Here is a 12,981-nt window from a genome sequence, read left to right on the forward strand (position 1 = left end):
TTCCAGTGTACTCACCGATTGCCCCTCCTCATCAGCTCAACGATCTCGTTCAGACCGCCCAGCGGTTGTTTCTGTTCTTCTTTGCTTGGTTCAGGTACGTCCGAAACAGACGGCTCGGGCATCACCTGTAACATGAGCGTAAGGAGCGGTCCGTATGGACTGTTTTGTCCTGCGATACTTTCGGTCATCGTGACCAGCGCTTTATGGCAGGTATCCAGAACTCCGATTGCATCTTTCTCTGGAGCCTCGGCAATGAATTCAAGCACCATTGGTAAATAATCCGGCAGCTCGCTGGCTTCCATATAGAAACCAGCCGCTTCATATCTACGCTTCAAATCAATCAGTGCCGGTCCGCGATCTCGCTCATCACCATGCAAAGCATAAGTGAGATAAAGATTTGATTTTTTATCAAAATCAAACGCACGTACATAAGAATCTTGCCACTTAATGGCATCTACAGCCTGTGCATCTCTGGTGAAGGTTAACACGATCTGCTTCACTTCTTCCTCAGAGATCGAAAGAACGGCTTCTTGCACCCCAGGTAATCCCTCTCTCCACTCGGTATCAGGATATTGCAGCAGATAGGAGATCAGTTTACAGACCATTCTTCTCATTTCCGGTTCATAAACCTGTTTCACGATAGTTTCTGTATTCGTATCGATTGTCATCGTTGTTGTCTCCTCTCCTATGAGAATACGCCGCAAGAACCTGGGCCGCCTGCAAAGTCAAGGCCACAGCTTCCTTGTTCACTGAATAGATCTGCCACTTCCTCACGGTGAGCTGGCGGGATCACAAAGCGGTCATCGTATTTCGCAATAGCGAGCAGACGGTACATATCTTCAACTTCCTGCGCACTCATGCCAACAAGATCCAACAATTCGGACTCACTCGCTTTGCCGGTTTGCTGGTTACGCATGTGAATCCGCATCACAGCCATTTTGCGCAGTACTTCACGAATACGTCCTGTATCTCCAGCAGTAAGTAGGTTCGCCAGGTATTCAACCGGAATACGCATATTATCAATAGCTGGGAAAATATCATTTGCATCAAGCGAACTTCCTTGGCCTTCTACTCGATTAGTGATCGGACTCAGCGGCGGAATGTACCATACCATCGGCATCGTGCGGTACTCAGGGTGAAGTGGAAGTGCGATCTTCCAGTCGATCACCATTTTATAGATTGGAGACTGCTGCGCTGCAATAATCCAGTCCTCCGGAATGCCTGCTGCACGTGCTTCACGAATAACTTCAGGATCATTTGGATCAAGGAAAACATCCATTTGCGACTCATACAGATCCTTTTCATTCTCCACGGAAGCCGCCGCTTCAATGCGGTCTGCATCATAGAGCATCAGGCCGATATAACGGATACGTCCAACGCAAGTTTCAGAGCAGATCGTTGGCAGACCCGCTTCAATCCGTGGGAAGCATAGTGTGCATTTCTCAGCTTTGTTCGTCTGCCAGTTGAAATATACTTTTTTGTACGGGCAGCTCGACACACAGAATCTCCATGCACGACAAGCATTCTGGTCAACAAGAACGATTCCGTCCTCTTCCCGTTTGTACATAGCACCTGATGGACAGGAAGACACACAGGACGGGTTCAGGCAGTGTTCACAGATCCGCGGCAGGTACATCATAAATACCTGTTCAAAATCCATTTTGATGGATTCCTCGACACCCTTCATGTTTGGATCTTCCATCCCCGTTATATGAGCACCGGCGAGATCATCTTCCCAGTTGGGACCCCATTCTAGATTCATATATTCGCCTGTAATTTGAGATTTCGGTCTTGCAACTGGCTGGTGTTTTTTCTCCGGACTATTGGTCAGTTTCTCGTAATCATAAGTCCAAGGCTCATAGTAGTCGTCGATCGTTGGTTGATCTGGGTTGTGAAAAATGTTAAGCAAACGTCTTGCACGTGTACCGGATTTCAGCTCCAGCTTGCCATTTTTCATCTCCCAGCCGCCGCGATAACGCTCCTGATCCTCCCATTGTTTTGGATAACCGACACCTGGTTTTGTTTCGACATTGTTAAAGTACATGTACTCTGCACCTGGACGATTCGTCCAGGTGTTTTTGCATGTTACGCTGCATGTATGGCAGCCGATACATTTGTCCAGGTTCATGACCATACTGACTTGTGCTTTAATCTTCAAGCCAATCCACCTCCTGCAGTTTTCTAATGATGACGTTCAGGTCACGCTGGTTGCCTGTCGGGCCATAATAGTTGAAACCATAACTTAACTGAGCATAACCGCCGATCATATGTGTTGGCTTCACATGAATACGAGTCGGACTGTTATGCGTACCTCCGCGTGTCTGTGAAATTTTCGTCCCTGGAACGTTAATGTGTCGATCCTGGGCGTGATACATAAAGGCTACTCCACGAGGAATACGATGTGTAACTACGGCTCTTGCCACAACGACCCCGTTACGGTTGAAACATTCGATCCAATCGTTATCCACTAGGCCCGCTTCCTCAGCATCCTCATGGTTCATCCAGATCGTTGGACCACCTCGGAACAAGGTCAACATCGGTTGTGCATCATAGTACATACTGTGAATAGACCATTTGTTATGTGGTGTCATGTAGTTCAGCACGATTTCCTTGCCGCCCTCAATCGGACGTTTGCTGTTTGGATGGAACGGTGTATGTTTCAGAATTGGTTTGAAGGTAGCCAGCGTCTCACCGAACTCACGCAGCATCTCATGGTCGATATAGAACTGTTGTCTGCCTGTCAGAGTACGCCATGGAATCAGTCGTTCTACGTTGGTCGTGAACGGTGAATACCGTCGTCCGCCTTTTTCCGATCCGCTAAATGCAGGTGATGTGATAACCGTTTTTGGTTTCGAAGTAATCTCGTCAAAGGTGAAGCATTCTTCTGAACGTTCTTCTGCCAAATCCTTCAGATGCAGTGCCGTTTTCTTCTCCAAAGACTCCCACGCACGTACAGCCATCTTACCGTTCGTTGTTGTAGACAGCGTCAGAATGGCTTCAGCGACGTTACGATCTGAACTTAGATCTGGACATCCTTGTCCAACGTCATCTTTGCGGTTCACACCTAAGATGCCTTTCAGCTTCTCGTATTCTTCGCTTGCCGACCAGGACATGCCCTTCGTACCAATCGGTTTATCCTTCACGTTCGGCCCGAGACTGATCATTTTGTTATAGACCGCAGCATAGTCACGTTCAACCACTTGAATATGCGGCATGGTTTTACCCGGAATAGCTTCGCACTCTCCAGCACTCCAGTCTTTAATCTCACCATACGGTTGAGCCAGCTCATCCGGTGAATCATGCAGTAACGGTGTAGCCAGAATCTCCTTCTGTGGACCATCGAACTGCTGTTCTGCCATTTCGGAGAACACACGTGCAATCTCCTTGAACGTATCCCAGTCGGAACGAGATTCCCATTGTGTAGCTACCGCCGGGTTGAACGGATGTACAAACGGGTGCATATCCGTACTGCTCAAATCGCTTTTTTCATACCATGTTGCTGCTGGCAGTACGATATCGGAATACATTGCTGTACCTGCCATGCGGAAATCCATATTGACCATAAGATCAAGCTTGCCTTCTGGAGCTTCATCCACCCACTCCACATGCTCTGGACGAAGTCCATGATCATCATCATTGAGCAACCCGTTTGTTGCACCAAGCAAATGCTTGAGGAAATACTCATGTCCTTTGCCTGAGCTTGAGATCAGGTTTGCTCTCCAGACAAACAGCACTCGTGGGAAGTTCGCTGGATCATCCGGCTGCTCAATCGAGAATTTAAGATTTTTATTTTGCAATTCCGATGCCACATATTCGCCGATCTCTTCCTTCGTTGTTGCCCCCGCATCTAGTGCATCCTGGTGCAAATCAATCGAGTTACGGTTAAATTGTGGATAAGATGGAAGCCAGCCCATGCGTGCAGCCATGACATTATAGTCAGCAACATGCTGGAAGCGCGGGTCACCTTCAAGTGCCGAGGTTAGCTCTCCGACTTGGGTTTCCTCGTATCTCCATTGATCTGTTGCAAAATAGAAGAACGATGTTCCGTTCTGCAGACGGGCAGGTCCACTCCAGTCACGTGCAAATGCAATCGTCTGCCAACCTTCCGCTGGACGTAGCTTCTCCTGACCTACATAGTGAGCCCAGCCACCACCGTTAACCCCTTGACAGCCTGTCATCAGAAGCAGGTTGATAATGGCACGATAGATAACATCGGAGTTGTACCAGTGGTTGATCCCGGCACCCATAATAATCATGGAGCGGCCTTGCGTATCCACTGCATTTTGTGCAAACTCACGTGCGATCTGAACGACGGTATCCCGGTCAACTCGGGTAATTTTCTCTTGCCAAGCTGGTGTAAATGGTTTGTCCTCTTCTGCTTCCAGAACAACTCCTGATACGATTTCAGTAGAGTCTGCTGAACGTGTCATTTCACGATCGACACCATACTTCGCCAGCACGAGATCGTATACCGACGTGACGGTAATCCAGCGATCTTCAACCCAGATGCGGCGCACTGGGATTTGACGCTCCATTACATGACTTCCTTCATCATCGAAGTAAGGCAGATGTACGGTTACGAGATCATGATGCACTCCGAGCATGGATAATCTTGGATCGATCGGCTCGCCGGTATCCACCTGTTCCATTTTGAGATTCCACGTACCTTCTTCACCCCAACGGAAGCCCATACTCCCTTTTGGGATAGCATAAGTGCCGGAGTTTTCATCGAATACAAGGGTTTTCCATGCCATATTGTTGCCTTGGATGCCCAGGTCTTCACCAAGCAAGAATCGGCCTGCAATGTTCACGCCATCCTTCTCTTCGACAATCAACAAATTCGGGAAGTCTGTATATTGCTTCGCATAGGACATGAAGTAATCTGTAGGATGATCCAGATAAAACTCTTTCAGAATGATGTGCCCCATAGCCATTGCAAGAGCGCCGTCTGTCCCTTGTTTCACAGACATCCATGTATCTGCAAACTTCACATATTCCGCATAATCCGGACTGATGGATACCACTTTTGTTCCTTTGTAACGTGCTTCTGCGAGGAAGTGAGCATCCGGTGTACGTGTCATCGGCAGATTAGAACCCCAAACTAAAATGTAACCAGAGTTATACCAATCACTGCTCTCCGGAACGTCCGTCTGATCTCCCCAGATTTGCGGGGATGCCGGCGGCAGATCTGCGTACCAGTCATAGAAACTAAGCAATGGTGAACCTACCAAAGACAAGAAACGTGATCCGGCAGCATAACTGACCATGGACATCGCTGGGATTGGCGAGAAACCAATGATACGGTCAGGGCCGTAATCTTTGATCGTATGAATCATGGAAGCAGCAATAATCTGTGTCACTTCGCCCCATGAAGCACGAACCAGTCCGCCTTTACCGCGTACCGACTTGTATCTTTTCACTTTGACTGGATCATTCGAAATACTTGACCATGCCTGTATGGGATCACCATAAGTCTTCAGAGCGTCACGCCACATTTCCAGAAGCGCACCACGCACGTAAGGGTGCTTCACACGCAATGGGCTGTATAGGTACCATGAGAAGCTTGCTCCACGCGGACATCCACGTGGTTCGAAATCAGGCATATCCGGCCCGGTAGATGGATAATCCGTCGCTTGCGTTTCCCATGTCACAATGCCATCTTTCACATAAATCTGCCAACTACATGAACCTGTACAGTTAACGCCGTGTGTGGAACGTACCACTTTATCATGCTGCCAGCGGCGGCGATACACGTCTTCCCAGTCCCGGTTTACCGGGGACATCTCACTCCAGCCTTCCGCGTTTTTTTCACGTTTGGCAAAATACTTCAGTTTGCCCATCCAGGGCATGCTTTTGCTGCTCATTGTTGTCCTCCCACAAATGTGACCTGTTGATGCGATTTCGCACCTGAAATTGAGTTAGAGATTAAACTGCATTCGCATCTCTATTTGAAGCACTTGCTTCTCTTGCTACCCTCCGATCTGCGACATATGCCGCAGCGTAGGTGTTCCGTCAATCTGCTGCCCTTTTAAGGCTTTTACCATGTCATGAGTTTCGGGTTTGGAGCCGAGCGCCTTGTAAAACAGATCCTGTACCGCCTTGTCGTCGCCAACTAGCGGGCGAACATTGTACTCATCCGACCAGTACAGGCACGGTTTAATGTTGCCGTCGGCTGTTAACCTGAGCCTATTGCAGCTACCACAGAAATGACTGCTGACCGGATGAATCAGACCAAATGTTCCAGCTGCTCCAGCGATTCGATAACTATCTGCCGGACCATTGCCGTACATATCACCGCAGCTCTCGTAGTTCCACTTGTCTCCACAAGTCTTCAGCACATGTTCAAGCGGCAAATAACTCGACTTCCAGCTGCTCCCGCTATCACCGATGGGCATGTACTCAATAAATCGAATATCAATCGGGGCCTCCAGCGTCATGCGCAGAAAATCCTCAACCTCATCGTCATTTACACCTTTCATCAGTACAACATTTAGCTTGATGGGCTGAAATCCAGCCCTTTGACTGGCTTTGATGCCCTCCAGCACACGATCTACCTTGCCGCCTCGTGTAATACGCGCAAATCGCTCCGGCTTGAGCGAATCCAAGCTAATGTTGACCCGAGTTAATCCCGCTGACTTGAGTCGATCTGCATAAGCTGCCAGATAGATGCCATTGGTTGTCAATGCGATATCTTCAATCCCTGGAATAGCGGACAACATCGCAATCAGTTGATCCAGCCCCTTGCGAACCAGAGGTTCTCCCCCAGTCAAACGCAATTTCCGAATACCCAGTGGAGCAAGCGCCTTGACGATCGACGTGATTTCTTCATAAGACAGGATTCGTTCTGTCGGTTCAAACTGCATCCCTTCTTCTGGCATGCAATATACACAGCGCAGGTTGCAACGATCTGTAACCGAAATCCGCAAGTAGTCATGAACTCTGCCAAACGGATCCATTAATTTTGATTCCATACACGTACCTCCCTTCTCTAGGGTGCTGTCTTTATTCGGCTGAAGGAGGGAACTTGCTTCCTCTCATCAATTGTCATCTTGGTGCTAAATATAAGGATGTCTCGCTCGCCTAACTGTGCAAAATATCACAAGAAGTGAAACATAACGCACACTGGCACATTTATAAAATCGCCGCAACCCCTTTCCAAACAGGATTCTCTTTTAAATAAGGCAAGATTATGACAATAGGAAATGTGAGCCTGCTCACACAGCCCCTTCTTTTCGTTTTCTATAATCAAATTGCAGCACCACACTATCCCACTTGGAGGAATGAATCATGAACACATATGCAGCTACAATTAACGCTACTGAGTACCCACCTCATCTGAAACATAAAATCATTTTCGAAACTTTCGATCAGCTACAGCCTGAAGAAGCGATGCTACTCATTAACGATCACGATCCGAAACCTTTGCGCTTCCAGTTCCAATCTACACATCCTGATGGCTTCGATTGGGAGTATATTGAACAAGGACCTACCACGTTCCAGGTCAAGATCAGCAAACGATAGATTGGAGATGAGCAGCCATGCCGCAAGTTGACATCATAAATGACACTACACTTCGCATCACGCTTCGGCTGGAAGATGCGACGACCATGATTCAGATGGCACAACAGAATCAAGCGGAATATGCACAAGAAATCATTACGATTTATGAGAAAATGCCAGTCTTTGAATATACACACTTTTGTTTTTACGCCTATGACAGTGCAAGACTTTTTGAGCGATTGTTAGGTATGGATCCTAAGGCATATCTGTCCTTCTCTCTGGATGCGCCGGAATCATTCTTTTATGCGCTGTACGGCGGAATGGCTGCTCTCTATGAGTCGTCACAACACTTGCTCCAACAGGCCCATGTAGCGGGTACAGGATCGGATGTGAACGCACATGTCTCGAGCTGATGTCAATATTGTTGAATTGGATGTCCGGCCTCATTTAAATAAAAAGCTGGAGCCCTTCCAACTCATTATGGATACGGTAAAAGGTCTGCATCCTGAGGATGTGTTTGTACTTCATGCCCCATTTAAGCCAACGCCGCTACTTGGCATTCTCAAATTGAAAGGGTACTCCAACTCGTCTGAACGAATGAGCGCGGATCACTGGGTCACCACTTTCGTTCACAAGAAAAACAAAAAAGGCGCAAAAGCATTATCTGCGCAGCAGCTTGAGTCCGACAAACCAACTCTTGATATCTCGTTAGAATCAGACGAGGAAGCATGTCAAGGACGCCCTGAAGGAGTTAACTCTGCATTGGGAGTTGACGATCAGTCTAAGGCTACAACCATAACGCTGGATAATCGCGGATTAGAACCGCCACAACCGATGATGCGCACACTCGCTGCACTCGAGCGTTGCAAACCTGGAGATGTTGTTCTCATTCACAATGATCGCGTTCCCGTGTTCTTAATTGAAGAGTTAAACAATCTGGGCTGCCTATATACAGTTGAGGATCAAGCGGATGGCACAGCAAAAGTGAGAATTGAAAAAGGGTAAGGAGGCGAGAGCCATGTCCAGGTTGCCGTTTCTTTTTATCATCACGGGCATCTTCGGATTTGTTATGTATCACGCCTTCTCTCTGCTCTCGCTAACAGGCTGGCTTGGTGATGAATTAAGAGGCCCTGAAGGCTGGTTTCACGCTCACCTCTTTGTTCTGGGGTGGGCAACCATGCTTGCCATGGGTGCGGTGTATCAGTTAATTCACGTTATTCTGCAATCTAATATCTACAGTCTGCTACTCGGCTACTGCCATTACTTCTTCTTCACCATCGGACTTACAGGTATGTTATATGGTTTCATCCGTGGAGATGTTCATTGGATCGCCGGCTCAGCGACGCTAGCCTTGACCGGTATTTTATTGTTTGGATGGAATATGGGGGTAACGCTCTTCCGTGCTTCTCAGTGGAACCCGGTAACGATTAGTGCCGCCTGTTCTTGTCTGTATCTGGTTCTGACCGGGCTTTCCGGTATGCTGATGGGATTGAATTTTGCTTTTGGACAATGGAATGGTCTACATGAGCGCTTATTCGGAGCACACATCTGGATGGGAACCCTTGGTTGGTTCGGGATGTTAATCACTGGATTCAGCTACAAAATGTTACCGATGTTCTACCTATCTCATGATTACTCCATAAGGCTGCAAAAGATCGTCTTGGTATTATGGAATGCAGCGGTAATCACAGGTGTAATTGCATTTCTAACAGATATCAAAGACGGCTTACTCTGGTTCGCACTATTGCTTCTAAGTGCAGCAATGATCTGTTATGTGTATCACTTGGAACAGATTCAGGAGAAGCGGCATAAAAAAAATCCAGGGCCAGGTATTCGCTGGTCGGTGTATGTAAGTCGTGCTTTTGCCGTATATGTTATAGCATTGCTAATCTATTCCGCACAAGGAACGGATCTGTTGCTTCATCCTCGAGTAGTGCTTCTCACTGGATGGGTATATCTAGGAGGCTGGGTTTCACTCACGATATTAGGTTATGCTTCCAAAATCGTACCGTTTCTATGGTGGACACATAAGTATGGGAAACAAGCTGGCAGACCAGGAGTGCCCCTTATGGCTGGCATGCTGAGTGAACGCTACGTACAATGGGGACTCATCGCCATGGTGGGTGGCAGTCTATTGCTGGTGAGTGGAATTTTAATAAATTTGGCAGAAGTAATGATGGTCGGAGGAACCATACTATCCCTGATTTCCATTGCTTATATCGTAAATATAGCCTTAGTGTTTAAACGTTAATTTGGAGGATTGGAGAGCGATAACCATGGAACAAACAACAGACTTGTTAGAATGTCTGAAGGAAGTATATGACCCTGAGTTAGGCGTCAACATTGTTGATCTTGGACTTGTATATGAAGTACGTGAAGAACCTGAGCGTGTGCACGTACGAATGACTCTGACCACCCCTGGTTGCCCACTACATGATACGATTGTTGGCGCCGTGAAGTGGGTGTTACAAGAAAATACAGGCAAGACTAATATCGATGTACAAGTTGTATGGGAGCCTCAATGGTCACCTCAGCTGATGTCTAAAGAAGCCAAAGAGATGTTAGGATATTTCTGACATCGACTGATGTATTCATATCACAAAGAAACGTACTTAAGCTCTGTTCCTACCAGAGATGTAAGTACGCTTTTTGTTGTTTAACCGTTATCAAGTTCATGATTACATGCTACGATCTACAGGTGTAATTACACATGATTATAAAGTGTGACTTGTTCTTCCTATATATTTTGCGCGTAGGATTCGTTAGGCACCTTGTTTAGCGTTACAAATAAACGAGTCTCACTGTTACCTGTATTATGGAAGGCAAATTCCGTCTCTCCTCCGCAACAGATCACGTCCTCTTGCTTGACCTCCTGTTCAACTCCATCCAGAATCATCGTTCCTGTGCCTTCAACGACCAGCAAGATAACATCTGTCCCTGGGTGTTTGTGTACCGGAAGCTGCTGACCTGGTAAAAAATGAAGTACAAATGTGACACCGCCATCGTGTCGGAATAACACCCGTTTAGTAAAGCGTTCTGCACTAAATTCTTTTACGGATTGCAATGATGTGATACTCATATTCATTCATCCTCCTCTGTAATCTGTGATTACATCCATCATAACGTGTTATAGCCTGAAAATCCTTGATCTAAATCAAGAAATCCCAGGCTATGTGAATGACTATCCCGATATTTAAGTCTGATCTTATTGTAGGTATACAAAATGGAGACATTATACGACTAACTGCCCTCGTTTATCCGCAAGATTAATGGTCGCCTCCACACCTGAATTAAATTCAAGAAAATCCTGTTCAACACCATCGCTGAATATTACTCCATCTTCTGGCATCTGGGATACCATCCGTAAGGGTTGGTTCGCATGGATCTGTCCAAACACAACATTGGCGGCTGTTGTACGGCTAGGGAATGGCTCGCGAACAGTGAAGTAGAGGTAGGGTGCGTCCCAACCAAAATGCTCCATCCTTTGTTGTCCCCTATCCGTAGTCGTTAATTCATCGTTTGTGTTCATATGCTGCCAGGCCTCCGAGTTTACAATGCCAGTCGCACCTGCCAGCACACTTTTGAACCAGCCCGTAGAGCCCATCCCTGTGGATACGATCACACCACTAGAGGATTGCCGTTCTACGGCTGAACCAAATTGCACTTCATAACGAGCTGAAACATGTGTCTTCCGACCAATAAACAGATCGTTGACCCCATAGAGATACTGACCATCATTCAGTTCAACTTTGGCAATCGTGACTTCTTTTAGTGAACGCCGTCTACGCATCACGTCAGGAATAATAAAGCGCAGATCCTCTACCGTAAAAGGAAGCAGCACCCCATCCCAACGCATTGGATCAGGATTAACCCCAATAAGCGGCTGCTCTGATAGATATTTGAGTGTATTTGCAACAAGACCATCCTGACCTACAACAATGATAATATCCTGTTTACCAAATATAAAATTGGGCACATGCTCCCGATCTATCGTATGAACTCTTCCGAGCGAACCAAGAATCTGTTGCGCTTGCTTCACGGACTCCCGATAACAAGCATCCTCTGCAATATAATCATTAAAGTCCGCCCCAAGACGTTCAATATAGAACTGTGCTTGCTGTACCGTATTATAACGAACGATCAACTCCTCCAGCCGTGTTCGTCGTTTAATCAAAATAAGTTTATGTTCCGTTAGTCGATGCTCTTCCGTCGCTGGCATGGATGCTGACTTTTCGGTTGCCAATCGTCTCATCGTCCTCTACCCCCTTGCTCTCTATTCGAGTTAGACATCAAACCTTGCAGCAGATCAGGTGAGATATTCAGTTGTCCGATCTTACCTGCATTCTCCGCCAGTTCCTGGAATGCAATTGCAATAAGTTTATCCGAATTCATCCCCATATTCGCCATGGCCTGCAGAACGGTCGGTTCTACATCCTGCAGTGATTTCATTACAGCTGCCATTTCGTAAGCTTTGGCGTCTGCTTCTGCATTCCGATTGGCAATCGTCAGCTCAATCAGCTGTTGTTTTCGTTCTTCCATCGCTGTATTGAATTGGAGCTGCTCCTGCTCCATCTCATTTTGCTTTTGTTTGATGGAACGTTCTGCCTGTAATTGCGTTTCTCGAATTTGCCGCTTTTTGGATTCAACTGCGATTTCCGTATTCAGTTCGTTTTCCTTCACCTTACGCTCCTGCTCGATGGACGCATTACGACGCACATATAATGCTTCATCAGCCTGACGCAAAATTTCTTCCCGAGCCTGCGCTTCCAGCGCACGCATCGTTTCTTTGTTAGGCAAAATCGCCAGAATCGATAAACTCATTAGCTCTACGCCCAGCTTCTCCAGTTCTTGGCTCTGTGCAACCTCACGTTTCATACTCGTTACAAGCCGTTCACTGGATTGTATTGCTTCCTTCAATGGCATTTGTTCTAGATGCTTCTTGGTCAAGACTTTGGCAATCGTGATCACACGTTGATCAAGCTTACTGGGGTCATCGGAAATGTACTGATTTTTACGTAAGTTATACGTATAATTCAAGCTTTGTGTAATTTTCATGTAATCCACAATACGGTAGCTAAGTTGTCCCTGAACCGTTACGGTCTGATAATCTGCAGTTATTTCTTCGAACATAAAAGGTACTTCTACAGAGGATACAGGTAACACGACAACCGAAGTGGTTGGTTCATAATATGTGAAGGATAAACCTACGCCTTGACGCTGTACCTGACCGTTCTTCACTTTCATCACATATTCACTTGGCTGAAATTTTACAAATCGAAATCCGAACATGGTTCATTCCCCATTTCCAATATAGTCATAATGATATTATCGAAATGATAACAAACAAATTTGTTAATGTCAATATGACATTAATGATTTTTGGATTTCTTTTTTTGAGGTAGGAAAATACATCTAATAGAGATAGAGATACATTGTCTGGACAAAAAAAGATCGAGTCTTATGACCCGATCTCTCCTGCTT

The 12,981-nt window shown here is 46.5% G+C and carries 12 protein-coding genes; 5 read left to right on the top strand and 7 right to left on the bottom strand.

Annotated elements, in window-relative coordinates:
• Positions 1–11: 11 nt before the first annotated feature.
• The 4 genes from narJ to moaA form a co-directional block, all read right to left on the bottom strand.
• Entirely contained in the window at positions 12–668 is a 657-nt protein-coding gene (gene narJ, locus V6W81_RS17940; protein ID WP_145047372.1) for a nitrate reductase molybdenum cofactor assembly chaperone, read from the bottom strand.
• A 17-nt stretch (positions 669–685) separates the two neighbouring features.
• Positions 686–2,158: a nitrate reductase subunit beta gene (gene narH / locus V6W81_RS17945; RefSeq protein ID WP_056689708.1), complete on the bottom strand. Its 1,473-nt coding sequence runs from the start codon at positions 2,156–2,158 to the stop codon at positions 686–688.
• Positions 2,148–5,864, bottom strand: a complete 3,717-nt coding sequence (locus V6W81_RS17950) for a nitrate reductase subunit alpha (RefSeq protein ID WP_338539962.1) — start codon at positions 5,862–5,864, stop codon at positions 2,148–2,150. Before V6W81_RS17950 ends, narH begins: the two co-directional genes overlap by 11 nt.
• A gap of 105 nt (positions 5,865–5,969) precedes the next feature.
• Positions 5,970–6,971 (bottom strand): GTP 3',8-cyclase MoaA, encoded by a 1,002-nt coding sequence (gene moaA, locus V6W81_RS17955; RefSeq protein ID WP_338539963.1) that lies wholly within the window; start codon positions 6,969–6,971, stop codon positions 5,970–5,972.
• 316 nt (positions 6,972–7,287) lie between these two features.
• Here moaA and V6W81_RS17960 point away from each other — a divergent pair, with 316 nt between their 5' ends.
• The 5 genes from V6W81_RS17960 to V6W81_RS17980 are packed head-to-tail and all read left to right on the top strand — an operon-like array spanning position 7,288 to position 10,076.
• On the top strand, positions 7,288–7,521 hold the full coding sequence (locus tag V6W81_RS17960; protein ID WP_145047378.1) for a DUF2249 domain-containing protein: 234 nt from the start codon (positions 7,288–7,290) through the stop codon (positions 7,519–7,521).
• A 17-nt stretch (positions 7,522–7,538) separates the two neighbouring features.
• Positions 7,539–7,913: a hypothetical protein gene (locus tag V6W81_RS17965; protein ID WP_338539964.1), complete on the top strand. Its 375-nt coding sequence runs from the start codon at positions 7,539–7,541 to the stop codon at positions 7,911–7,913.
• Positions 7,900–8,505 carry a DUF2249 domain-containing protein gene (locus V6W81_RS17970; RefSeq protein WP_338539965.1) on the top strand — a complete coding sequence of 202 codons (606 nt, stop codon included), beginning with the start codon at positions 7,900–7,902 and terminating at the stop codon, positions 8,503–8,505. Before V6W81_RS17965 ends, V6W81_RS17970 begins: the two co-directional genes overlap by 14 nt.
• A 13-nt stretch (positions 8,506–8,518) precedes the next feature.
• Positions 8,519–9,751, top strand: a complete 1,233-nt coding sequence (locus V6W81_RS17975; protein WP_338539966.1) for a hypothetical protein — start codon at positions 8,519–8,521, stop codon at positions 9,749–9,751.
• 25 nt (positions 9,752–9,776) lie between these two features.
• Positions 9,777–10,076 (top strand): metal-sulfur cluster assembly factor, encoded by a 300-nt coding sequence (locus tag V6W81_RS17980; RefSeq protein ID WP_338539967.1) that lies wholly within the window; start codon positions 9,777–9,779, stop codon positions 10,074–10,076.
• Between the two features lie 161 nt (positions 10,077–10,237).
• Here the strand turns inward: V6W81_RS17980 and V6W81_RS17985 are convergent, their stop codons facing one another.
• The 3 genes from V6W81_RS17985 to V6W81_RS17995 form a co-directional block, all read right to left on the bottom strand.
• Complete coding sequence (locus V6W81_RS17985; protein WP_338539968.1) at positions 10,238–10,579, bottom strand: cupin domain-containing protein; 342 nt, start codon at positions 10,577–10,579, stop codon at positions 10,238–10,240.
• Positions 10,580–10,732: 153 nt separating this feature from the next.
• Positions 10,733–11,752 (bottom strand): sugar kinase, encoded by a 1,020-nt coding sequence (locus V6W81_RS17990; RefSeq protein ID WP_338539969.1) that lies wholly within the window; start codon positions 11,750–11,752, stop codon positions 10,733–10,735.
• The gene (locus V6W81_RS17995; protein ID WP_056689684.1) at positions 11,749–12,789 is read right to left on the bottom strand and encodes an SPFH domain-containing protein; all 1,041 of its coding nucleotides are present in this window, start codon (positions 12,787–12,789) and stop codon (positions 11,749–11,751) included. Before V6W81_RS17995 ends, V6W81_RS17990 begins: the two co-directional genes overlap by 4 nt.
• Positions 12,790–12,981: the final 192 nt, after the last annotated feature.

The sequence above is a fragment of the Paenibacillus tundrae genome (assembly GCF_036884255.1).
Classification (GTDB): domain Bacteria; phylum Bacillota; class Bacilli; order Paenibacillales; family Paenibacillaceae; genus Paenibacillus.

Coding starts and splice junctions, on each gene's coding strand:
- narJ (WP_145047372.1), bottom strand. CDS start 668: ATGACAATCGATACGAATACAGAAACTATCGTGAAACAGGTTTATGAA.
- V6W81_RS17950 (WP_338539962.1), bottom strand. CDS start 5,864: ATGAGCAGCAAAAGCATGCCCTGGATGGGCAAACTGAAGTATTTTGCC.
- moaA (WP_338539963.1), bottom strand. CDS start 6,971: ATGGAATCAAAATTAATGGATCCGTTTGGCAGAGTTCATGACTACTTG.
- V6W81_RS17960 (WP_145047378.1), top strand. CDS start 7,288: ATGAACACATATGCAGCTACAATTAACGCTACTGAGTACCCACCTCAT.
- V6W81_RS17965 (WP_338539964.1), top strand. CDS start 7,539: ATGCCGCAAGTTGACATCATAAATGACACTACACTTCGCATCACGCTT.
- V6W81_RS17970 (WP_338539965.1), top strand. CDS start 7,900: ATGTCTCGAGCTGATGTCAATATTGTTGAATTGGATGTCCGGCCTCAT.
- V6W81_RS17975 (WP_338539966.1), top strand. CDS start 8,519: ATGTCCAGGTTGCCGTTTCTTTTTATCATCACGGGCATCTTCGGATTT.
- V6W81_RS17980 (WP_338539967.1), top strand. CDS start 9,777: ATGGAACAAACAACAGACTTGTTAGAATGTCTGAAGGAAGTATATGAC.
- V6W81_RS17985 (WP_338539968.1), bottom strand. CDS start 10,579: ATGAGTATCACATCATTGCAATCCGTAAAAGAATTTAGTGCAGAACGC.
- V6W81_RS17990 (WP_338539969.1), bottom strand. CDS start 11,752: ATGAGACGATTGGCAACCGAAAAGTCAGCATCCATGCCAGCGACGGAA.
- V6W81_RS17995 (WP_056689684.1), bottom strand. CDS start 12,789: ATGTTCGGATTTCGATTTGTAAAATTTCAGCCAAGTGAATATGTGATG.